This is a genomic window from Methylorubrum pseudosasae (genome assembly GCF_029504475.1).
In the GTDB taxonomy this organism is placed as follows: domain Bacteria; phylum Pseudomonadota; class Alphaproteobacteria; order Rhizobiales; family Beijerinckiaceae; genus Methylobacterium; species Methylobacterium extorquens.
In genome coordinates this window covers 4,126,776-4,149,283 of sequence record NZ_JAQGDU010000002.1, presented here as the reverse complement: position 1 = coordinate 4,149,283, position 22,508 = coordinate 4,126,776, and the positions used below count along the sequence as shown (strand labels likewise).

The following is a 22,508-nucleotide window of genomic DNA, read 5'->3' as shown; positions in this document are numbered from 1 at the left end:
CACACAACGACTTTTGCCGGAAACCGGCGTGCCGGGCGTCCGCTTCCGACGCGCCGGTCGCGGGTCCTGACGGGGCGAGCGCCAGCGCCCTGATTGTCGTCCTTAAAGATTAAGCAGCCGATCCCGGCCCTCGCCGCGCGGGGCCACGATCGCGCCGGAGGAGATTCATGAGCACCATCCAGACGGTGGGACCATCCGCGACGTCGGACGCCCGCTCGCTCCATGGGGCAGGAGCCCTCGACATGCCCGAGCCCGATCACCGGCTCGACCGCATCGCCGAGCACCCGACCTTCAAGACCTTGGTGCACGAACGCACACGCTTCGGCTGGATCCTCACCGGCCTGATGCTGTTCGTCTATTTCGGCTTCATCGGCCTCATCGCCTTCGACAAGGCGCTGCTCGCCACCAAGGTCGGCGGCACGGGCTCGCTCGGCTTCTACATGGGCATGTTCGTCATCGTCTTCGCCTTCGTGCTGACGGGGATCTACGTCGCCCGCGCCAACACCCGCTACGACCGGCTCTCGGCCGACCTCATCCGGAGCCTTGCCAAATGATCCGCCTCGTCCCCCTTCTCGGCGCCGCCCTTCTCGGCGCGACCCCGGCGCTCGCAGCTGGGCCGGATCTCGGCGCCGTGCAGCAGCAGGCCACGAACTGGCCTGCGATCTTAATGTTCTTGTTCTTCGTCCTGTTCACCCTCGGCATCACCTACCGGGCGGCGAAGGGTTCGAAGTCGGCGGCCGACTTCTACGCGGCCGGTGGCGGCATCTCGGCGCGCACGAACGCCCTGGCGATCGCCGGCGACTACATGTCGGCGGCATCCTTCCTCGGTATCTCGGGGCTCGTCTATTCCTCGGGCTTTGACGGCCTGATCTACTCGACGGGCTTCCTCGTCGGCTGGCCGATCGTGCTGTTCCTGATCGCCGAGCGTCTGCGCAACCTCGGCAAGTTCACCTTCGCCGACGTGGCGAGCTTCCGCCTCGACCAGACCTCGATCCGCATCATCTCGGCGACCGGCACCCTTGTCGTGGTGGCGTTCTACCTGATCGCGCAGATGGTCGGCGCGGGGAAGCTGATCCAGCTCCTGTTCGGCCTGCCCTACCTCTACGCGGTGGTGATCGTCGGCGCGCTGATGATCATCTACGTCGCCTTCGGCGGCATGAAGGCGACGACCTGGGTGCAGGTCATCAAGGCCTGCCTGCTGCTCGGCGGCGCGACCTTCATGGCCGGCGCCGTGCTCTACAAGTACGGCTTCAGCCCGGAAAAAGCTGTTCGCGACCGCCGTGCAAACCCATCCGAAGGGCGACGCCATCATGGCGCCCGGCGGCCTCGTCTCGAACCCGATCGACTCGCTCTCGCTCGGCGTCGGCCTGATGTTCGGCACCGCGGGCCTGCCGCACATCCTGATGCGCTTCTTCACGGTGTCGGACGCCCAGGCCGCGCGTAAGTCGGTGTTCTACGCCACCGGCCTGATCGGCTACTTCTACATCCTCACCTTCATCATCGGCTTCGGCGGCATCGCCCTGCTGATGTCCGACCCGAGCTACTTCAAGCTCGGCGCGGACGGCACGACCTACGACAAGATCAAGGACATGGTCGGCGGCACCAACATGGTGGCCGTGAACCTCGCCAACGCGGTGGGTGGGCCGTACTTCCTCGGGTTCATCTCGGCGGTGGCCTTCGCGACGATCCTCGCGGTGGTGGCGGGCCTGACGCTCGCCGGCGCCTCGGCGATCAGCCACGACCTCTACGCGCAGGTCTTCGCCCGCGGGCGGACCACGGAGCGGGCGGAGGTGAACCTCTCCAAGGCCTCCGCCGTCGGCATCGGCATCGTGGCGATCTATCTCGGCTACGTGTTCGAGAACCAGAACGTCGCCTTCATGGTCGGGCTCGCCTTCTCCGTGGCGGCGAGCTGCAACTTTCCCGTCCTGGCCATGTCGATCCTCTGGCGCGGCACCACGACCTGGGGTGCGCTCATCGGCGGCCTCGTCGGACTCCTGGCGGCGGTGGTCATGGTGGTCCTGTCCGATGCGGTCTGGGTGAAGACCTTCGGTCATCCGGCGGCCCTGTTCCCCTACGCGAACCCAGCCCTGTTCTCGATGCCGCTGGCCTTCGTGACGATCTGGGCGGTCTCGAAGATCGACAGGACCCGTCGAGCCGACCGCGAGCGGGCCGCGTTCGACGCCCAGTTCGTGCGTTCGGAGACCGGCATCGGAGCCTCGGGCGCCCACGCGCACTGAGCCTCGGGCATAGGCCAACCGTAGAGGGCGCAGCCGATGAGGCTGCGCCCTTTTTGCGTCCGCCAAGTCTTCGCCCGTTACCGCCGCCCGAATTCTGTCAACTACGCAGCCTGCACCGCGATTTACCTATTGGGCAGCTTCAAGGCATGCGGTAACACATGCGTGTGCATGCGCCGAGCGCATGGAGCGGGTTGAAGCCGGCGAACCGGACGCCCGCGCGCGTGTGACCTGCACGTGTGACCTGGAGGAACGACAGAGATGGCTGGGGCAACCGCAATACCGCGGTCCGGGGACGCAGTCAGGCCGATGACTGCGGGTGAGAAGAAGGTCATCATGGCCTCCTCGCTCGGGACCGTTTTCGAGTGGTACGATTTCTATCTATACGGCTCGCTCGCCGCGATCATCGGCGCGCAGTTCTTCTCCGCATACCCGGAGGCGACCCGCAACATCTTCGCATTGTTGGCCTTCGCCGCAGGCTTCCTTGTGCGCCCGTTCGGCGCACTGGTGTTCGGCCGGCTCGGCGACATGGTCGGTCGTAAGTACACCTTCCTCGTCACCATCCTGATCATGGGCATCTCGACCTTCGCGGTCGGCCTTCTGCCCTCCTATACGACCCTCGCGGCCTACAATGTCGGCTGGATTGCGCCGGTGACGCTGCTGGCGCTGCGCATGCTCCAGGGTCTCGCGCTCGGCGGCGAGTACGGTGGCGCGGCGGTCTACGTGGCCGAACACGCTCCGGCGGGACGGCGCGGCTTCTACACCGCCTTCATCCAGACCACCGCGACGCTCGGCCTGCTGCTCTCGCTGATCATCATCCTCTCGACGCAAGGCTACGTGAACAGCGCCTATCCGGCGACCACGGTGACCAACGCGGACGGGACCACGACCACGCTGACGGCCTTCCAGGTCTGGGGCTGGCGCATTCCGTTCCTCGTCTCGGTGGTGCTGCTCGCCATCTCGGTCTGGATCCGCCTGCAGATGCAGGAGAGCCCGGCCTTCAAGAAGATGAAGGAGGAGGGCACCCACTCCAAGGCGCCGCTCTCGGAAGCCTTCGGTCAGTGGAAGAACGCCAAGTGGGCGCTGCTGGCCCTGCTCGGCCTCACCGCCGGTCAGGCCGTGGTCTGGTACACCGGCCAGTTCTACGCGCTGTTCTTCCTTCAGAGTATCCTGAAGGTCGATCAGTTCACGGCCAACATCATGATCGCTTGGTCGCTGATTCTGGCCACCGGCGGCTTCCTGTTCTTCGGCAGCCTGTCGGACCGGATCGGCCGCAAGCCGATCATCCTCGGCGGCTGCCTGATTGCGGCGCTCACCTACTTCCCGCTGTTCAACATGCTGACCGCCCAGGCCAACCCGGCCCTGCACGCGGCCCAGGCGAACGTGCCGGTGGTGGTGAAGACGAACAAGGACGATTGCTCGTTCCAGTTCAATCCGGTCGGTACCGCCAAGTTCACCAAGGAGTGCGACGTCGCCAAGGCGCTGCTCGCCCGCTCCGCCGTGAACTACACCACCGAGAACCAGCCGGCCGGTACGCCGACCGTGGTCAGCATCAAGGGTAAGGACTTCCCCGTCGCCGATCCAAACTTCGCCAAGGCGGTGCCGGCGGCGCTGACCGAGGCGGGTTACCCGTCCGCGTCAGCCAATCCGACCGTGATCAAGGCCTCGAACCCGATCGACATCTTCACGGGTCAGAAGCTCGCGGTCGTCGGCATCCTGACGATCCTCGTCCTCTACGTGACGATGGTCTACGGCCCGATCGCCGCCGCTCTGGTGGAGCTGTTCCCGACCCGGATCCGCTACACCTCGATGTCGCTGCCCTACCACATCGGTAACGGCTGGTTCGGCGGCCTTCTACCCGCCACCGCCTTCGCGATGGTGGCCCAGACCGGCGACATCTATTTCGGCCTCTGGTACCCGATCGTGATCGCGCTCTTCACCTTCGTGATCGGCCTGATCTTCATCCCCGAGACCAAGGACCGGGACATCCTGTCCTGACGGTTTCGGAGCCGACCGGACATACGGAAAAGGCCCCGCCGAGAGGCGGGGCCTTTTTCATTCCGGAAGCGGCCCCGGCTTCCGTCAAGGGATGTGCCGAGTGCGCCGCCTTAAAGCGCTTTCCGACGAAGTGGATGTCGGTTCGGCTTGGGAAAGCGCGTCAAAACACGAATTGAAAGACGGCGGCCTGATGCGATCAGGTCGGATACGGCTCTAGTGCCGGAAGTGGCGCACGCCGGTGAACACCATGGCGAGCCCGGCCTCGTCGGCGGCCCGGATCACCTCGTCGTCGCGCATCGAGCCGCCGGGCTGGATCACGGCGGTGGCACCGGCCTCGGCGGCGGCGAGCAGGCCGTCGGCGAAGGGGAAGAAGGCGTCGGAGGCCACGGCCGAACCCTTGGCGAGGCTCTCGGACAGGCCGAGGCGCTGCGCCGCTTCCGCCGCCTTGCGCGCGGCGGTGATCGAGGAATCCACCCGCGACATCTGGCCTGCGCCGATGCCGACCGTGGCGCCGCCCTTGGCGTAGACGATCGCGTTCGACTTCACGTGCTTGGCCACCCGATAGGCAAAGCGCATGTCGGCGAGTTCCGCCTCGCTCGGGGCGCGCTTGGTCACGACCTTCAGGTCCATGTCGTCCACGCTGAGCGCATCCCGGCCCTGGACCAGGAAGCCGCCCGCCACGGTGCGGATGACCTCGCCCTTCGCCCGCGGATCGGCGAGGCCGCCGGCGAGCAGAAGCCGCAGGTTCTTCTTGGCGCCGACGATAGCGAGCGCCTCCTCGGAGGCGTCGGGGGCGATGATGACCTCGGTGAAGATCTCGACGATCTTTCTCGCGGCCTCGGCGTCGAGAGGCCGGTTCAGGGCGACGATGCCGCCGAAGGCCGAGGTCGGGTCGCAGGCCAGCGCCTGCTCATAGGCCGCCAGCAGATCCGGCCCCTCGGCCACGCCGCAGGGGTTGGCGTGCTTGATGATTGCCACCGCCGCCGTGCGGGTGGGGTCGAACTCGGCGACGCATTCGTAGGCCGCGTCCGTGTCGTTGAGGTTGTTGTAGGACAGTTCCTTACCCTGGACCTGCCGGGCGGTGGCGATGCCGGGGCGCAGGGTGCCGGGCAGGCGGTAGAAGGCGGCCGACTGGTGCGGGTTCTCGCCGTAGCGCAGGCTCTGGGCGAGCGTTCCGCCGAGTGCCTTGAAGGTCGGGGCCTTGTCACGTCCCTCGACCTCGGCGAGCCAGTTGGCGATCGCCGCGTCGTAGGATGCGGTGCGCGAAAACGACTTCTGCGCCAGCCTGCGGCGGGTCGTGGCGGTGAGATTGCCGTCATGCTCCGCGAGTTCGGCGAGGATGGCGCCGTAATCCGAAACATCCACCACCACGGCGACGTCGGCATGGTTCTTGGCCGCCGCGCGGATCATCGCCGGGCCGCCGACATCGATGTTCTCGACGCAGTCGTCATAGGCCTTGCCGGCCTTCAGCGTTTCCTCGAACGGGTAGAGGTTGACCACGAGCAGGTCGATCGCGCCGATGCCGTGGGCGGCCAAAGCCGCCTGATGCTCGGGGTTGTCGCGCACCGCGAGCAGGCCGCCATGGACCGCCGGATGCAAGGTCTTCACCCGGCCGTCCATCATCTCGGGGAAGCGCGTCAGCTCGGAGACTTCCCGGACGGCGAGACCCGCTTCGGTCAACGCGCGGTGGGTGCCGCCGGTCGAGACCAGTTCGACGCCGCGCTGGCTCAGCGCCGCAGCGAAGTCCGTGAGCCCGGTCTTGTCCGAAACGGAAAGGAGGGCGCGGGTGACCCGGATCTGGTCGCGCGGCATGGGGATCGCCTGTGTCGTCAGTGAGGGAATTTGCGCGCGCGGTAGCACGGAACCAGTCGGTGCGGCCAGTTGAAGCGGACGATGTCCGCCTACAGAGGCGGGTGTTTCAAGCGCTACACTTAAGAGCCGCGTCCTACCGAGTGGCACCGAGGCCGTCATCGGGGGGCTCCCGTGCACCCGGCGGAGGCCCGCCGCGCCGCAATGGAGGTCAGACCTGCTCGATCTGCCAGCGCACCAGCGCGTCCTCGTCCACCGTCAGGTGCAGGACGATCTGCGCGGTCCGCCGCGCTCCGACGACGCCCGCGAAATAAACGCTCTCCTCGATCGCCGCCGTCGCACCCTCCACCGTGAAACGCCAGCGCTCGCCCGTCGGCAGTCCCAGCATCACGCTGCCATCGTCCTGAGGCTGCGTCGCGACGGCGGTGTGGAGATGGAAGCGCACCGCCACCGGCTGGGGCCGCGAGCGCGGGCGCTTGCTGTCGCGCCGGAACGCGTCCTCGCCCGCCAGCCGCACGGGGCTGTCGGAGAGACGCCAGCGGCGCTCGTGCAGGATGCCGAATTCGGTGACGTAGCCGTCATGGCGCGCGGCCAGGACCGCGGCCCCGTTCTCTGTGCGCCGCTCGACCGCGACCGGACCGGGGCCGCGCAGGACCACGGGGCCGCGGCGGTAGAGCAGCCACCGGGCGGCGATCCGGCTGATCCACCAATCCTCCGGTTCGTCGAGGAAGCGGCAGGAAGAGGTGTCGGCGACCGTCGCCGTCGAGTGGGCGGCGGTGCTCCGCGCCGCCCGGCGCAGCTCGCCGCCGCTCGCGGGACTGCCGCAATTGACGACGATGCGCTGCGCCCCGCTCGTGAGTTCGAAGGAGAGGCAGCCGGCGGCAGCCTCACGCGACTGGTCCATCGGCGGCGGCGCGCCGACATCGCAGACGAGCACGACCCGCCCCAGTTCGAGCCGGGCGTAACCGGAATGGGACGCGTACATCAGCGGCTCGGTGCCGGCCCCGTCATAGACCAGCAGCGTGGCGAGATGGTCGGCCGCCGTCACACCCATCCCGTTGAAGTGGCTGAGCGAGGCATCGCCGTGCCGCAGGAGCCGCAGCGCCGGCAGCATCCGGTCGACGGCGCGCAGGAGCGCTTCCGGCGGATCGACGCTGCGGCTGAGGAAGCTCTGGCGCAGGGGCAGCAGATCGAGCAGCAGCTCCATGGCAAAGCGCGGATCGCGGGATCGGTGGCCGCCATCCGGCAGGATCTGCGCTTCGAGTTCGCGCACGAGGATGCGGGTGGCCCGGCGCAGGATCGGCTCGATGCCCTCGCAGCACAGCCCGGCATAGGTCAGCGCGACCGCCGCCAGCAGGCGCGATTGCGGCGGTGACGAGCGCCGCAACGAGCGCTCCAGTTCCCGCGCGCCCTTGCCGACGGCTTTGAGGAAGGCCTGATAGAAGGCGTGGTCGGCGCCCTCCAGCACGAGCGGCGACTGGCACAGGAACGAGATCAGCCGGCGTGAGGCGACCGGCACCGGGCTGGCGCGGGCCGCCTCGCCGCGTCCGCTCATGAAGTCCGAGACGAAGGCGCGGGCATTGGCCCGGGCCAAAGCCGTGTCGGCGGCGCGCAGGTGGCGCAGCCAACCGAAGCCGTAGAGCGCGTCCGCCCATTCGGGGGAGGGGGGATCGTAGTCGAAGGGCGAGCGTCCGCTCACCACCAGCGAGCGGCCGGCGAAGACGAAAAGGCCGGAATAGATGTCGTCGGCGAGCGAGGCGTCGCTGGTCCGCAGGTCGTGCGGCGCGATCACGAGGCCGGTCACCCGCGCGCGGGTGAGGATCTCGGGCCGCGCCGTGAGCTGTGCCGTCCGTTCGCGAACCGCGCGGACGATCTCGTGACCGAGCAGGCGGTAGAGCTGCAAGCGTTCGGGGCCCCTGCCCAAGCCGTATCCTCCGAGCCTTCGAGACGGGCCGTACGGGTTGCCGCCCGGAGCCGCCCGATGGGGCACCCGGCAGCCGGCTTCGGCCAAGCTTATGCCCGTCCTCTTAACCGCCCTTTAACGCTGTGTCGTCCTCGCCGGGGCCGGCATCCCCGGAATGCACCGGCCCGACGCGGCGGCGCTTCGCCGCTCAGGCGGGGCCGGTTTCGACCGGGCGGGCGGGATCGGCTCCCCATTCCGACCACGAGCCGTCATAGAGTGCCCGCGGCTCCTTGCCCAACGTCTCGAGTGCCAGCGCGACGATGGCCGCGGTCACGCCCGAGCCGCAGGTTGTGACGACGGGGCGGTCGAGATCGACGCCGGCCTCCGCGATCGCGGCGCGCAGCGAGGCCTCGTCCCGCAGGCGGCCGTTCGCCTGAAGGGCGGCGTAGTGCAGGTTCTTGGCGCCGGGCATGTGGCCGGGGCGCACGCCGGGGCGGGGCTCCGCTTCCTCGCCGCGGAAGCGCGGGCCGGAGCGGGCATCGACCACCTGCGTCGTGCCGCCGGCCAGGGCGCGGGCGATGTCGCCCGCATCCGCCACGGCGCCGTTGTTGAGCCGCGCCGTGAAATGGCGCCGGTCGCGCGGGCGGCCCTCGCCGTCCTCGGTCGGGTAGCCCGCCGCGACCCAAGCGGGCATGCCGCCCTCCAGAATCTTGACCTCGCGCATGCCGAAGGTCTGGAGCATCCAGCGAACCCGCGGCGCCGAGAACAGCCCCATCCCATCGTAGACCACGACCTGCGCCCCGTCGCCGACCCCGAGCGCGCGCATCTTCGAGGAGAACACCTCGGGCCGCGGCAGCATGTGGGGGAGGGCGGATTCGGTGTCGCTCATCGCGTCCAGATCGAAACGGATCGCACCGGGGATGTGGGCCGCCTGATACTCCGCCGCGGCGTCGCGCCCCTGCGCCGGCAGGTACCACGAGGCATCGAGCACGACGACGTCCGGCGCGTTCAGGCGCTGATGCAGCCATTCCACCGTGACGAAGGGCGATGTGGTCATGAATGTCCTCGCTGCGCGGGTCTTCGCGGGGAAGACACCACATCCGGCATCGGCGGGGTTTCGGCAAGTCCAAGGATCGGAAAGCCTCCGCGTCACCGGGTCGGCGGGGGCTGTGACCCTTTCGCCGGACTGTCAGCGAACCGATGTTCGGGTAAGTGCCGATCGGGACCGGCCCCGCGATGGTCGGGATTGTTCGTCGGCGGCCCCTGCGAAAGCCGACCGGTCGGGATCCGTCGGGCACGACATGACAGATCTGAGGATGCGGAAGCGACGTGCGTGAGACCTACCACATCGAAGTGCTCGGCCCCGAGGAGGCCGGCGCGCCGGGAGGCGTGCAGCAGCGCATTTCCGTCCGGATGGACAGCCTTGAGGGGGCGGAGGAGCGGGCACGCCGCCTGTTCGCCCGTGCCCGCGTGCCGCAGCGCTCCCGCACGGCGGCAGAGGCGGTGCGGGTGATCGACGGGGCGGGGATCGAGGTCTTCCGGATGAGCCGGTTCGACGAGGGCTGACCGACCGCTCGGCGGCGCGGCCGCGAGCCTGATGCAGGGCGGCCCCGCGGGCTTGTCGCCCGCGGGGCCGCATCGATTGCCTGGTCGATGTTCCGGCCTTGATGCCGAGATCAGGCGAAGGTGCCGTCGTTGAACGTCGCGCGGCCCTCGACGGCGCCGTATTCGAGGTAGTGAAGCAGAGGATTGAGTCCGGCCGCCGCGACATCGCCGTCGGCTGCGAGGTACTGCTTGGTGTCGAACTGGGCCGAGGGATCGCGGCCTTCCTTCCACCCGTAGGTGAGGTAGCGTTCGGGAGGATTGATGCCGGCCGCCGCCACATCGGCGTAGGCAGCCAGATACCCCTTCGTGTCGAAGAAGGCGTTCGGGTTGCGGCCTTCCTTCCAGCCGTAATCGCTGAAGTGCTGCTCGGCGTCGTTCCCGTTCCGGTAAACGTCGCCGTACTGGCTGAGGTAGAACAGGTCATCCACGGCCTGGTTGCCGTCACCCTGCAGGATCGAGCGGTCGGCGAAGGCGAACACTTCCGTGTTCTTGACCGTGTCGAGCGAGTTCTGTCCGGCGATGGACGATAACGTGCCCGCGGACGTCACGCCAGCTTGAGCAAAATTGAAGTTGAACACCGCCGTGTCGATGCCGAGGGCGCCGTCGAGCGTATTGGTGCCCGTTCCGCCCGACATCCGATCATTGCCGTAATCGCCGAACAGGACGTCGTTGCCGGCGTCGCCGAACAGGACATCGTTGCCGAGATCGCCGTCGACGAGGTCGTTGCCGTCGCCGCCGTAGACGGTGTCGTCGTCCTCGCCGCCCGCGACGAAGTCATTGCCCTCTTCGCCGAAGACGAGGTCAGCGCCCTGCTCGCCAACGAAAAAGTCGTTGCCCCGGCCGCCGTACAGGACGTCGTCGCCGGGATTGCCGGCTGCGTAATCATCGCCGTCCTGACCGTAGATCGTGTCGTTGCCGATCTCGCCAATCAGCTGGTCGGATCCGTTGCCACCGTAAATCGTGTCGTTACCCGGCCCGCCGGCAATGTAATCGACGTTGTTTCCGCCGGTGATCGTGTCGTTTCCGTCCTGACCGTCGATCCGGTTGAATCCGCCCGGGTCCGTAATGACATCGTTTCCGAGGAGACCGAGAATCACGTCGTCTTGAAGGGTGCCGTTGAGAACGTTGTCGCCGTTGGTTCCCGAAATCGTGGCCATTGCAAAACTCCCGCCCTGGTGGTTGCCAAGCAGACCAACGGGCATCACATCTAGATTTGTAATGTTACTGCCGCATGAATAATTTTATTTAGAACTATAAAATTTATAAGATCGGAACTTTACTGTTTGATAATTTCATATAATGGACAGCTTGCCCGCGGATTGAGGCGGATCGGGCGCGGGATCTTCCTTTACTGTACCAATTGATCGAAGCTTATATTAGAGGTGCTGCGTTCTGCGGTGCAAAATCTTGGCGTTACAGGTTGCGAAGGGTTTTGCGAAACCGTCAATTTGCCTGTCCGCTCTCATCAGTTCCGAGGCCCCGCTCACTGGACAGGTTCACACCGCGGGATCTGCACCCGCCCCCTAAGAGGCCGCTCCGTGGCTCGTGCGCCGGGATCGAAGGGATCGGGAGGTCGGGCGCATTGACTTCGCAGGTGCAACGTCGCATATCGCATCTGCAGCGTCAGCGACCGAACGGGGTCGCTTGAGGGGGCTGCGTGACGGTTCGCGCCTTTTCCAAGGTTGTGCCCCGGCCCCTCTCTTCAACGTGTATGCACCCCAGGCCGCTCCATCACGCGGGCAGCCTCCCGGACCGATGGACCCGCCTTTGATCGTCCCGCGCGAATTGATGCGCCGGATTGCGGGTTCCGCTGCCTTGAAAGTAACGACTTGACCCAATTTACCGATTTCGGCCTCGCTCAGCCCGTGCTCCGCGCGCTGGAAGAGGCCGGCTACGTCACGCCGACGCCGATCCAGGCGCAGGCCGTCCCGCCCGCGATGGAAGGCCGTGACCTCTGCGGCATCGCTCAGACCGGCACCGGCAAGACCGCTGCCTTCGCCCTGCCGATCCTGCATCGCCTGTCGCTCGACAGCCGCCGTGCGCCGCGCCGCGGTTGCCGCGTGCTCGTGCTGTCGCCGACCCGCGAGCTCGCAAGCCAGATCGCCGACAGCTTCTCGGATTATGGCCGGCACCTGCCCTACACCAACACCGTCGTCTTCGGCGGTGTGAACATCACCCGCCAGGAGCGGGCGATCGCGCCGGGCGTCGACATCCTCGTCGCCACGCCGGGTCGGCTCATCGACCTCGTCGATCGCCGCGCACTGACGCTGGAGGGCGTCGAGATCCTCGTCCTCGACGAGGCCGACCAGATGCTCGACCTCGGCTTCATCCACGCGCTGAAGCGCATCGTGAAGATGCTGCCGGCCAAGCGCCAGAGCCTGTTCTTCTCGGCCACCATGCCGAAGAACATCGCCGGGCTCGCCGACCAGTATCTCAGCAACCCGGTGCAAGTGGCGGTCACGCCCGTGGCGACCACCGCCGAGCGCGTCGATCAGCAGGTCATCTTCTGTCACACCGGCGCCAAGCAGGCGCTGCTCAACCACGTCCTGCGTGACCCGAAGATCGAGCGCGTGCTCGTCTTCACCCGCACGAAGCACGGTGCGGACCGGGTCGTACGCGGCCTCGACAAGGCCAGCGTCGTCAGCGCGGCGATCCATGGCAACAAGAGCCAGCCGCAGCGCGAGCGGGCGCTCGCCGCCTTCCGCGACGGTTCCTGCCGCGTGCTGGTGGCGACCGACATCGCCGCCCGCGGCATCGATGTCGACGGCGTGACCCACGTCGTGAACTACGATCTGCCGAACGTGCCGGAATCCTACGTCCACCGCATCGGCCGTACGGCCCGCGCGGGTGCGGAAGGTCAGGCGATCTCGTTCTGCAACGACGAAGAGCGCGCTTACCTGCGCGACATCGAGCGCACCACGCGCCAGAAGATTCCCGTCGGCGGGTTCCCCGAGGGCTTTGTGCCGCCGACGCGCCAGGAAGCGCAGGACAACGCCGCCGAGGAGGCGCGCCGTCCGCCGCGTCAGCCGCAGGGCCGCCCGGGCCAGCGCCAGGGTCGTCCGGGCGGCGGTCGCGGCCAGGGCGGCGAGGGACGCGGCGAGCCGCGCGCCCACGAAGCCCGCGGCGGGCGTCCCGGTGGACAGCCGGGTCACCGTCAGGACCAGCGCGCCGCCGGCGCACCGCGTCCCGACGGTCAGCGTCAGGACCAGCGCCGTCCCGAGCGGGCCGGTGAGGCTCGTCCGCAGGGTGCGCGTCCGCAAGGAGCCCGTCCGAGCGACGGCCGTCGCGACGGTCGGCCCGCGCGCTCCGGTGGCGAGGGCGGACGGGCGATTGGCTGGCTCGACCGCGCACCGCGCACCTGAGCCGCGGACGGCCTGACGATCCCGCGTCGAATGCCCGCCTCATCATTGGGCGGGAGGGGACGCAACCGATCGTCGGCGTCTTAACGGGTCACTGACATCGATCTTTTCGGCGCGGGATGCGTTCATCCCGCGCCGTTCTCGTTCGGAGCACGGCCTGTCAGGAGATCAGGCGGAATGCGCTACGAACTCTATCGTGATGCGGGTGGGCAGTGGCGCTGGCGCCTTCGCGTCCAGAACGGCAAAGTCATCGCGGATTCCGGTGAGAGCTATGTTCGCCGCGAGGATTGCGAGCGCGGAATCGAACTGGTGAAGGGCAGCGCCGAGGCGTCCGTCGTCGACATGACGACGAAGATCGCCTGACCCCCTTTTCACAGCCCCTGCGGGCGCGCTTTTGACGAAACCGTTTCGCGGCCTCGTGCGTTCTCGCTCGCGCGGTGCGCCGGGTTCGGCGTGTCCGTTCGCGAATGCCGAAGAGGGAATGCCCACTTGCTCAGAAAACTCCTCCTTGCCGCGCTGATGGTCCTGGGCCTCGCCGCGGTGTCGCCGCAGGGTGCGTCGGCCGCCCCGGTCGGCCCGTCGGCTGCGCTCGTGACCGAGACCGCGCCCGCGACCATCGAGAAGGCGCAGTATTACGGCGGTGGCTGGGGGCCGCGCCGTCATTACGGCCGCCGCTTCTACGGCCCGCGCCCGTTCTACCGTCGCCCGTACTACGGCCCGCGCCGTTTCTACGGCCCGCGTCGCTTCTACGGCCCGCGTCGCTTCTACTACTGAGCCGAACGGATCTCTTGGGATCCCCAACGGACTTCTGAAGACGATCGTTTCCGAATCGAGCCCGGAGTGTCACCGCTCCGGGCTTTTTCGTGTCCGTCTCTTGGACCGACCGATCCCTGCCCGCGCTTTTCGAAAACCCGCGGGGCGATATAGGATGGCGTTCGAGCGAGTATGGTCCGCGTGAGACGGGCCGCTCCGGAGGACGTCCCATGATCGATCTCGTGACGCGGCAGCGGCGCGCGATGGCGCCGCCTCGTACCCTGTCCTGGCAGGACATCCCCCTCGAGCTGTTCGTCTGCGCCGCGGCGATCTTTCTCGCGGCCGGGCTGGAGCTTCTCGGCCTGATGCCCTGACCCGGTTCCGCCTCTGGCGCCGGACCGGCGCCCGTGCTTGGCTGTCGGACAACGCGCGATCGAATCGGCGCGAACGGGGGGATCGATGACGGATGCGATCGATTTGAGCGACGAGCATCCCATCGGCGACCTGACGGTGCGCACGATCGCCATGCCGGCCGACACCAACGCCAACGGCGACATCTTCGGCGGTTGGGTGCTCTCGCAGATGGATCAGGCCGGCGGCATCGCCGGGGTCGAGCGGGCGCAGGGGCGGGTCGTGACCGTGGCCGTCGATGCGATGACCTTCATCCGGCCCGTGCGGGTCGGCGACGTGCTGTGCGTCTACACCCGGATCGGCCGGGTCGGACGCACCTCGATGAAAATCCATTTGGAGGCCTGGGCGCGGCGCTTCCAGACGCAGTTCCGCGAGAAGGTCACCGAGGCGACCTTCACCTTCGTCGCCATCGACGAGGTGGGCCGTCCGCGCCCGATCCCGGTCGAGGGTGACGCGACGTCCGCCTGAGTGAAGCGGCCGGATCAGGCAGCCCGCACAGCGACTGAGCAACGCTCGATCCGAAATTCCGAGGGATCAACCGGATCGGAGATGAGGCGCCTCGCAATTGGCGCTTGCCGGCGCGACGGTCTAGAACTGTACGCAGTATCCTCATCCTCAAACTGCCGAGTCAGTATGCCCGCCACGCCCCGCGCCGCGATCATCCCGGTCACCCCGTTCCAGCAGAACTGCACCTTGATCTGGGACGATGCCACCAAGGTCGGCGCCGTGGTCGATCCCGGCGGAGACCTGGACCGGATCGAGGCGGCGATTCGCGCGCAGGGCGTGACGGTCGAAAAGATCCTGCTCACGCACGGCCATATCGACCATGCCGGCGGTGCCGCGGAGTTGAAGGAGCGCCTTGGCGTTCCCGTCGAGGGCCCGCATGAAGCCGACAAGTTCCTGCTCGATTCCCTGCCCGAGACCGGCGCGAGTTACGGGATCGACGGCGCCCGCGCGATCACGCCGGACCGCTGGCTCAACGAGGGCGAGACCGTCACCGTCGGCGGCCTGACCTTCGACATCTGGCATGCCCCCGGCCACTCGCCCGGCAGCGTCGTCTTCATGAGCCGCGATGCCCGCTTCGCCCTGGTCGGCGACGTGGTGTTCCAGGGGTCGGTAGGCCGGACCGACCTGCCCGGCGGCAGCCACGAGCAGTTGATCCGGATGATCCGCGAGAAGGTGCTGCCGCTCGGCGACGACGTCGCCTTCATCCCGGGCCACGGGCCGACCGGAACGCTCGGACAGGAGCGGATGACGAACCCGTTCCTGCAAGGGTGATCGGCGACGAGAGCAGCCGAGGGGCATTCAGGCCGGACTCGATCGACCGGCCCGCGAGGCCTAACGGAGGATTAACGGAACCACGTCACAAAGCGCAGTGTCGCAGCGCTTTACCGACGCAAAAAGCGATGCAAAATCAGGGGGGAACGCCTATATGAAGACGAGACGGAAATAGCAGGCATGCCCGGCCCGTCCGGGCTCGAAACAAGGCTTCCGAGCCGCCTGCCCGAGGAATTTCATGGCTGACTCCCCGAACACCGAACACGCCGACAGCTACGGCGCGGAATCCATCCGCGTGCTTAAGGGCCTGGATGCCGTGCGCAAGCGGCCCGGCATGTATATCGGCGATACCGACGACGGCTCCGGCCTTCACCACATGATCTACGAGGTGGTGGACAACGCCATCGACGAGGGCGCTCGCGGGCCACGCGGACCTCGTGACGGTGACGCTCAACGCCGATGGCTCCGTCACGGTCTCCGACAACGGGCGCGGCATCCCCACCGACATCCACCGGGAGGAGGGGGTCTCGGCGGCCGAGGTCATCATGACCCAGCTCCATGCCGGCGGAAAGTTCGACCAGAATTCCTACAAGGTCTCGGGCGGCCTGCACGGCGTCGGCGTCTCCGTCGTCAACGCGCTCTCCACCAGCCTGAAGCTGCGGATCTGGCGCGGTGGCAAGGAGCACCGCATGGAGTTCCGCCACGGTGACGCGGTGGCGCCGCTGGAGGTGGTCGGCCCTGCGGGTGATCGGCGCGGCACGGAGGTGACCTTCCTGCCCTCGACCGAAACCTTCACGATGACGGAGTTCGACTACCCGACGCTGGAGAAGCGTCTGCGCGAACTCGCCTTTCTCAATTCGGGCGTGCGCATCGTCGTCACCGATGCACGCCATGCCGAGCACAAGCGCGAGGAGCTTTGCTACGAGGGCGGCGTCGAGGCCTTCGTGCGCTATCTCGATCGGTCCCGGAAGCCGGTCGACGGCATGACCAAGCCCGTCACCGTGCTGGGCGAGCGCGACGGTATCCGCGTCGAGGTGGCGTTGTGGTGGAACGACTCGTTCAACGAGACCGTCCTGCCGTTCACCAACAACATCCCGCAGCGCGACGGCGGCACCCACATGGCGGGCTTCCGCGCCGCCCTGACGCGCCAGCTCACCGGCTACGCCGAATCCTCGGGTATCGCCAAGCGCGAGAAAGTCTCGCTCACCGGCGACGATTGCCGCGAGGGGCTGACCGCGGTCATCTCCGTTCAGGTGCCGGATCCGAAATTCTCGTCGCAGACCAAGGACAAGCTCGTCTCCTCCGAGGTCCGCCCGGCGGTCGAGAACATCCTCAACGAGGGCCTCTCGACCTGGCTCGAGGAGAACCCGGCCCAGGCGAAATCGGTGATGGGCAAGGTCGTGCTCGCGGCCGCTGCCCGCGAGGCGGCGCGTAAGGCGCGCGAGACCATCACCCGCAAGGGTGCGCTCGACATCGCCTCGCTGCCCGGCAAGCTCGCCGACTGCCAGGAGCGCGATCCGAGCAAGTGCGAGTTGCTGCTGGTGGAGGGCGATTCCGCCGGCGGATCGGCCAAGCAGGGCCGTGACCGCACCTTCCAGGCGGTGCTTCCGCTGCGCGGAAAGATCCTCAACGTCGAGAGGGTGCGCGCCGACCGGATGCTGTCCTCGGCCGAGATCGGCACGCTGATCACGGCGCTCGGCGCCGGCATCGGCCGGTCGAGCACCGACCGCGAAGGCTTCAACCCGGACAAGCTGCGCTATCACCGCATCATCATCATGACCGATGCGGACGTGGACGGCTCGCATATCCGGACATTGCTGCTGACGTTCTTCTTCCGGCAGATGCCGGAGCTCATCGAGCGCGGGCACCTCTACATCGCCCAGCCACCGCTCTACAAAGCCGAGCGTGGCCGGCGCGTCCTCTACCTCAAGGACGAGCGGGCCTTGGAGGATTACCTGATCGATCAGGGCGTCGAGGGTGCCGTACTCCGGCTGGCCTCGGGCACCGAGTTCGGGGGTGCCCAGCTCAAGACGCTGGTCGAGGAAGCGCGCGCCTTCCGCGGCATCCTGCACGGACTCCACACCCGCTACGACCGCTCGGTGGTCGAGCAATCGGTTCTGGCCGGCGCCTTCGCCAAGGATGTGGCCGAGAATCTCGGCGAGGCGGAAGTGCTGGCCGACCGCACGGCCAAGCGCCTCGACCGGATCGCCGACGAGATCGAGAAGGGGTGGACCGGGGCGGCCTCAGAGGGCGGCTACGTCTTCAGCCGGACGCTTCGCAGCGTGACGCAGGTCGCCAATCTCGATGCGACCCTGCTCGCCTCGCAGGAAGCCCGCCGACTTGCCGAGCGGGCGGAGACTTTGCGCGAGATCTACGAGGAGCCGGTGACGCTCGCCCGCAAGGGGGACGAAACCCGAACTCTATGGCCCGGTGGGCCTGTTCGAGGCGGTGATGGCGTTCGGCCGGAAGGGTCTCCAGCTTCAGCGCTACAAGGGCCTCGGCGAGATGACCGCCCAGCAGCTTTGGGAAACGACGCTCGATCGCGACGTGCGCTCCCTGCTGCAGGTGAAGGTCAAGGATACGACCGACGCCGACGATCTGTTCGTCAAGCTGATGGGCGACGTGGTGGAGCCGCGCCGCGAGTTCATTCAAGAGAACGCGCTCAGCGTCGCCAATCTCGACGTGTGATGCGCCACCCCGAGGGCCGGTGACGGCCTCTCGGGGCAAGGCGGGTGCCCAGAGCGGCGCGGGTCAGGCCCGTGCCGCCGATAATCCGTTCGGCAGACCCTCGAAGGAATCGACGAGGAAGGCCCGCGCGCGGCTGACGCGGCTCTTGACCGTGCCGACCTGGCAGCCGAGCTGCTCGGCCGCTTCCTCGTACGTGAAGCCCTCGGCACCGACCAGCAGAAGCGCCTGCCGTTGCGGCAGCGGCAGAGTGCCGATCAAGTTCATCACCATCCGCAGGCCCGCTGCGTGTTCCTGATCGGGGTGAGCGGTCAGCGTCCCGGCGTGGACGCCGTCGGCATCCTCGACTTCGCGGCGCCCCTTGCGGATCTCGGTGTAGAACTGGTTGCGCAGGATGGTGAACAGCCACGCCGTGAAGTTCGTGCCCGGCGTGAACCGCTCCCGGTTGGCCCAAGCCTTCACCATCGTCTCCTGAACGAGATCGTCGGCACGGGTCGGGTTGGCGGTGAGCGAGATCGCGAAGGTGCGCAGCATCGGCAGCGCCTTCACCAGATCGTCGCGGAAGATGGTTTCGACCGCTCCGCCATGGGCGGCGAGCGCCGTCTCGAACTGTCGCAACAGTGCCGCGAGCGGGCTCGGCAACGGAGCCTGCTCCGCCAGGTCGAAGTAGTCCCGCAAGGCAAGCGCCAACTGGCGCGGAACGGCTTTTACCGCTTCGACCCGTACGGAGCCGGGATCATCCGGCAATTCACTGCGAATCAGTTCGTCGGGCATCCGAAAGGGCACCTCGGGATAGGGCAGGGCGTTTGAAGTAGTCACCCCTCGGTAGCAATTGAAAAATGAACTGATGCTAAACGGCGATGGAAAAAGCCCCAATCCTCCTAAGCCGGCAGAGCAGATCGCCCGCACAACCCTTAAGATATGTTTCGAAGTTTTTCTGAAGGATTGCCGGACCGGGGCATGAGGCCGGCCGAAGATTGCGGCACTCGGCGATCTGTTTCCAGCTTGGCCGTTTGAATTGCGCCAGGCCGGCTCGCTATGCGCACAAGTGCACGGAAGCGGAAAACCGGTCGCCCTCTCCCACCGTAAGTCGGCGATCGGCGCAGCTCCTCTTGGCGGCTCCCCTTTGGCAGCTCCCCTTGGCGACCACCGCTTGCGGCATAGCTTTGCACGCAACGGCCTGCAGCGGAGCCGGCGGTTCAAGGAGCCCGAGTATGTTGGAAGAGTTCAAGAAGTTCGCGTTGCGCGGCAATGTGGTCGATCTCGCCGTCGGCGTGATCATCGGCGCGGCGTTCGGCGCCATCGTCAATTCGCTGGTTCAGGATGTCATCATGCCGATCATCGGCGCGGTGACCGGCGGGCTCGATTTTTCGAACTACTACATCCCGCTGTCATCCAAGGTGCAGGACGGCATGCCCTATGCCGAGGCGAAGAAGGTCGGGGCGGTGATCGGCTACGGTCAGTTCCTGACGCTCGCCGTCAACTTCACCATCATCGCCTTCGTGCTGTTCATGGTAATCCGCGCCATGAACGTCCTGAAATCCAGGGAGGAGGCCAAGCCGAAGCCAGTGGCCGAGGTGCCGGCCGATGTGAAGCTGCTGGGTGAAATCCGCGATCTGCTGGCGGCGCGACGGGTGTGAACCGTCCTACTTCTTCGGATCGCCCGCATCGGGCGTGACGCCGAAGGCATCGAGAATCCGGTCGAGCGCCTGTTCGACGGCTTCGGTGCCTTCCTCATGCGTCTTCAGCCGCGTCTCGAGCCGGCGAAGCTGCGGCTCGAATTCCTGCGGCACGCTCGGTTCGTCGCCGAGGAAGCGTGGCTCGGGGGTCGGCTCGGTATAGACGCTCCGAAGCTCATGACCGAGATGGTCGCGTACCGATTCCGGCAGCGGCGGGTTCTCAGGAAGGTTTTCGGCGGATGTGTCGGAGCCGGTCATCGTCAGTCCTGTCCAGGCGCAAACATCGTCTCGAATGGATAAACGAACGGAACACCGGGAGCGTTGCGTCCGACATTCTCGCCTGCCTTCGACAGCACCACAGCAACCGATCGAACACTGATCTTCCAGGAGATGAGCCGTCGCGCTTAGGCGATGTGTAGTAGACGAGATAGCGCGCCGGACCGCCTCCCCGCGAACCTTTTGGAGCAGGTCAGAACATGAAAAAGGCCCCGGCAATGGTTGCCGGGGCCGGATGGTGCCGCCCTTGCGGGCGGCCCATGCGCTGCGTGGTTAGTCGAGCACTTCGATGATCCGGTGGCGACCATCCACCAGCACCGGACGGTCGTTGACCACGGTGTAGCGGGTTCCACGGGTCACGTTGTAGTCGTTCGGGACGTCGTAATACGTCACGCCCGAGGACGGCAGCGTGGAGCCGACGACGACGCGACCGTCGTAGTCGTAGGAGCGGACGTTGCGCTCGCGAACATAGGAGCGGAAGCGCGGACGATCCTCGACACCGAGAATGCCACCGATCGTACCGGTCGCCGCACCGACCGCGCCGCCGACGATGCCACCGATCGGACCAGCCGCATCGGCGCCTTCCTGAGCGCCGCGCTCCGCGCCACGCAGCGTGCCTTGAGCCTGGGCGGCCATGGGCAGAGCAAGCGCGATAGCCGAAGCAGCGAGAAGGGTCTTGATCTTCATTACAGCATCTCCGTCGTTGTGAGGTTCGCCGCGATCAGGCACAGCGAAGCATGGCCGGATAACGCCGCAGCCTCGAATTCGGATGCATGGAAAATCGAGAAAGGCCGAGATTATCGCCCGGTGCCCGAAACGGAGGCCGATCTCGCGAAAGCTGTCACACAGGCGAATGACATCTTTCGATCTCAGCCCGGCGCGTGGTCCGAGAGGAACCGATTCATCCGCTCCAGCGCCCGGGTGATGTTCTCGGCGGAGTTGGCGTAGGACAGCCGGAGGTAGCCCTCGCCGTATACGCCGAAATCCGGGCCGCCGATCACCGCGACCCCCGCCTCGTCAAGGAGTGCGGTGGCCAAGGCCTTCGCCTTCCAGCCCGTGTGCGCGATGTTCGGAAAGGCGTAGAAGGCGCCCTTGGGAGTGATGCAGGAGACGTTCGGCAGGCCGTTCAACCCGTCTACGACGAGGCTTCGACGCTGATCGAACGCGGCGACCATTGCGGTGACGCAGTCCTGCGGGCCATCGAGGGCGGCGACCCCGGCCCATTGCGTGGCGGCGTTCACGCAGGAGAAGGAGTTCACGGCGAGCTTGCGGGCGGCGTCGTAGAGCGGCTTCGGCCAGACCGACCAGCCGAGCCGCCACCCCGTCATCGCGTAGGTCTTCGAGGCGCCGTCGAGCGCGATCAGCCGGTCGCGGATCTCGGGATAGGCGAGGAGCGAGACATGCGCCTCCCCGTCATAGGTCATGGAGCCGTAGATCTCGTCGGACAGCACGGCGATGCCCGGATGGTCGGCGAGACCCTGCACCAGGGCGTCGATCTCGGCCTTCGGCGTGACGCCGCCAGTCGGGTTGGCCGGCGAATTGACGATCAGAAGGCGTGTGCGCTCGGTGATCAGCGAGAGCGTCTCCTCGGCCGAGAAGGCGAAGCCGTTGGCCTCGCGGATCGGCACCGGCACCGGGGTGGCCCCGGTGAACGCGATCATCGAGCGGTAGATCGGGAAGCCGGGATCCGGATAAAGGATCTCGGCGCCGGGCTCGCCGAACATCAGGATCGCCATAAACATGGTGACCTTGCCGCCCGGCACGATCATCACCGCATCCGGCGAGACCTCGACCCCATGGCGGCGATGGAGGTCCCGCGCCACCGCCTCACGGAGCGGTGGAATGCCGATCGCCGGTGTGTAGCCGTGATGGCCGTCGCGCAGGGCCTTGATGCCTGCCTCGACGATATGGGCCGGCGTCGCGAAGTCCGGTTGGCCGATGCCGAGATTGACGATGTCGCGGCCCTGCGCCGCGAGCGCGCTGGCGCGGGCGAGAACGGCGAAGGCGTTCTCCTCGCCGATCCGATCGAAGGAGGGCACGACACGCAGCATGGCCTCGACCTTCCGTCAGACGCCGGCCGGTGCCGGGATTCGGCCGTGCCTCATGAAACACCCGCTCACTGAACGGGCCTCAGGGGGCACGGCAGAGCGGCGAGCGTTTCGTGGGAGAGGCTCAGCCGTGGGTGCGCGCAGCGAGGCGGCTGGCGGCGAAGGAGATCGCGCCGCCGACGACGAACAGGATCGCGAAGGTCTTGACCGCGGCGTAGAACAGGGCCGGCTCGATCCCGGAATCCGTGAACAGAACGGCGCAGACGGCTGCGATCGGGAGGAGCAGCACGATGGAAAGCGGCACCAGCGGGTTCATTCGACGTCACTCGCGTTCGTTGAGGGACCGCAGCGCGGCCCGAAGAATAATGCGAAGCGGTCTTAGCATCGCCGTTCCGCCGGAGGAAACTCCCGCCGCTTCAGAATCTCCGATCGATCCGCCGGGGTTTCGGTCAGGCAGGTGTTTCGGCCCG

General features: G+C 67.1%; 19 protein-coding genes and 2 pseudogenes. 12 read left to right on the top strand and 9 right to left on the bottom strand.

Translation table 11 applies throughout. The features are described from left to right. Positions 1-167 precede the first annotated feature (167 nt). From M2437_RS20580 to M2437_RS20570, 3 genes and pseudogenes are all read left to right on the top strand, one after another. On the top strand, positions 168-554 hold the full coding sequence (locus M2437_RS20580; protein ID WP_003597382.1) for a DUF485 domain-containing protein: 387 nt from the start codon (positions 168-170) through the stop codon (positions 552-554). After that, positions 551-2,237 (top strand): annotated as a pseudogene (locus tag M2437_RS20575) (cation acetate symporter). The gene M2437_RS20580 and the pseudogene M2437_RS20575 overlap by 4 nt, the downstream one beginning before the upstream one ends. Positions 2,238-2,495: 258 nt before the next feature. Beyond that, positions 2,496-4,232: an MFS transporter gene (locus tag M2437_RS20570; RefSeq protein WP_012253969.1), complete on the top strand. Its 1,737-nt coding sequence runs from the start codon at positions 2,496-2,498 to the stop codon at positions 4,230-4,232. A gap of 213 nt (positions 4,233-4,445) precedes the next feature. Here M2437_RS20570 and purH read toward each other — a convergent pair whose 3' ends face one another. The 3 genes from purH to sseA form a co-directional block, all read right to left on the bottom strand. Next, positions 4,446-6,044 (bottom strand): bifunctional phosphoribosylaminoimidazolecarboxamide formyltransferase/IMP cyclohydrolase, encoded by a 1,599-nt coding sequence (gene purH, locus M2437_RS20565; RefSeq protein WP_253388539.1) that lies wholly within the window; start codon positions 6,042-6,044, stop codon positions 4,446-4,448. Between the two features lie 208 nt (positions 6,045-6,252). Next, positions 6,253-7,965, bottom strand: coding sequence for a heparinase II/III family protein (locus M2437_RS20560; protein ID WP_003597386.1), 1,713 nt, complete (start codon positions 7,963-7,965; stop codon positions 6,253-6,255). Between the two features lie 187 nt (positions 7,966-8,152). Continuing rightward, entirely contained in the window at positions 8,153-9,001 is an 849-nt protein-coding gene (gene sseA, locus M2437_RS20555; protein WP_253388538.1) for a 3-mercaptopyruvate sulfurtransferase, read from the bottom strand. A gap of 272 nt (positions 9,002-9,273) precedes the next feature. On the opposite strand from sseA, the gene M2437_RS20550 reads away from it, so the two are divergent. Beyond that, the gene (locus M2437_RS20550) at positions 9,274-9,510 is read left to right on the top strand and encodes a hypothetical protein (RefSeq protein ID WP_012253973.1); all 237 of its coding nucleotides are present in this window, start codon (positions 9,274-9,276) and stop codon (positions 9,508-9,510) included. 110 nt (positions 9,511-9,620) lie between these two features. On the opposite strand, the gene M2437_RS20545 is transcribed toward M2437_RS20550, so the two are convergent. Continuing rightward, the gene (locus M2437_RS20545; RefSeq protein ID WP_253388537.1) at positions 9,621-10,706 is read right to left on the bottom strand and encodes a calcium-binding protein; all 1,086 of its coding nucleotides are present in this window, start codon (positions 10,704-10,706) and stop codon (positions 9,621-9,623) included. A gap of 672 nt (positions 10,707-11,378) precedes the next feature. On the opposite strand from M2437_RS20545, the gene M2437_RS20540 reads away from it, so the two are divergent. The 7 genes and pseudogenes from M2437_RS20540 to gyrB all read left to right on the top strand — a co-directional run bounded on the left by M2437_RS20540 (position 11,379) and on the right by gyrB (position 18,038). Next, positions 11,379-12,911: a DEAD/DEAH box helicase gene (locus M2437_RS20540; protein WP_012253975.1), complete on the top strand. Its 1,533-nt coding sequence runs from the start codon at positions 11,379-11,381 to the stop codon at positions 12,909-12,911. A gap of 174 nt (positions 12,912-13,085) precedes the next feature. Next, positions 13,086-13,271, top strand: a complete 186-nt coding sequence (locus M2437_RS20535) for a YegP family protein (RefSeq protein ID WP_253388536.1) — start codon at positions 13,086-13,088, stop codon at positions 13,269-13,271. A gap of 126 nt (positions 13,272-13,397) precedes the next feature. Further along, positions 13,398-13,682, top strand: a complete 285-nt coding sequence (locus tag M2437_RS20530) for a hypothetical protein (protein WP_003600741.1) — start codon at positions 13,398-13,400, stop codon at positions 13,680-13,682. A 209-nt stretch (positions 13,683-13,891) separates the two neighbouring features. Beyond that, complete coding sequence (locus M2437_RS20525) at positions 13,892-14,035, top strand: hypothetical protein (RefSeq protein ID WP_190274536.1); 144 nt, start codon at positions 13,892-13,894, stop codon at positions 14,033-14,035. An 85-nt stretch (positions 14,036-14,120) separates the two neighbouring features. After that, positions 14,121-14,540, top strand: a complete 420-nt coding sequence (locus tag M2437_RS20520; RefSeq protein WP_253388535.1) for an acyl-CoA thioesterase — start codon at positions 14,121-14,123, stop codon at positions 14,538-14,540. Positions 14,541-14,705: 165 nt separating this feature from the next. Beyond that, positions 14,706-15,350: an MBL fold metallo-hydrolase gene (locus M2437_RS20515; RefSeq protein WP_012253978.1), complete on the top strand. Its 645-nt coding sequence runs from the start codon at positions 14,706-14,708 to the stop codon at positions 15,348-15,350. Between the two features lie 238 nt (positions 15,351-15,588). Next, a pseudogene (gene gyrB / locus M2437_RS20510) lies at positions 15,589-18,038 on the top strand (DNA topoisomerase (ATP-hydrolyzing) subunit B). A 63-nt stretch (positions 18,039-18,101) separates the two neighbouring features. Here gyrB and M2437_RS20505 read toward each other — a convergent pair. Beyond that, the gene (locus M2437_RS20505; protein ID WP_003600731.1) at positions 18,102-18,809 is read right to left on the bottom strand and encodes a sigma-70 family RNA polymerase sigma factor; all 708 of its coding nucleotides are present in this window, start codon (positions 18,807-18,809) and stop codon (positions 18,102-18,104) included. Between the two features lie 440 nt (positions 18,810-19,249). Here M2437_RS20505 and mscL point away from each other — a divergent pair, with 440 nt between their 5' ends. After that, complete coding sequence (gene mscL / locus M2437_RS20500) at positions 19,250-19,675, top strand: large conductance mechanosensitive channel protein MscL (protein WP_003600729.1); 426 nt, start codon at positions 19,250-19,252, stop codon at positions 19,673-19,675. 6 nt (positions 19,676-19,681) lie between these two features. Here the strand turns inward: mscL and M2437_RS20495 are convergent, their stop codons facing one another. The 4 genes from M2437_RS20495 to M2437_RS20480 all read right to left on the bottom strand — a co-directional run bounded on the left by M2437_RS20495 (position 19,682) and on the right by M2437_RS20480 (position 22,354). Continuing rightward, complete coding sequence (locus tag M2437_RS20495; RefSeq protein ID WP_012253981.1) at positions 19,682-19,972, bottom strand: hypothetical protein; 291 nt, start codon at positions 19,970-19,972, stop codon at positions 19,682-19,684. A gap of 291 nt (positions 19,973-20,263) precedes the next feature. Further along, positions 20,264-20,677 carry a DUF1236 domain-containing protein gene (locus M2437_RS20490; RefSeq protein ID WP_003600727.1) on the bottom strand — a complete coding sequence of 138 codons (414 nt, stop codon included), beginning with the start codon at positions 20,675-20,677 and terminating at the stop codon, positions 20,264-20,266. Between the two features lie 182 nt (positions 20,678-20,859). Beyond that, positions 20,860-22,041, bottom strand: coding sequence for a pyridoxal phosphate-dependent aminotransferase (locus M2437_RS20485; RefSeq protein ID WP_253388534.1), 1,182 nt, complete (start codon positions 22,039-22,041; stop codon positions 20,860-20,862). 121 nt (positions 22,042-22,162) lie between these two features. Next, the gene (locus M2437_RS20480) at positions 22,163-22,354 is read right to left on the bottom strand and encodes a hypothetical protein (protein ID WP_003600725.1); all 192 of its coding nucleotides are present in this window, start codon (positions 22,352-22,354) and stop codon (positions 22,163-22,165) included. Positions 22,355-22,508 lie beyond the last annotated feature (154 nt).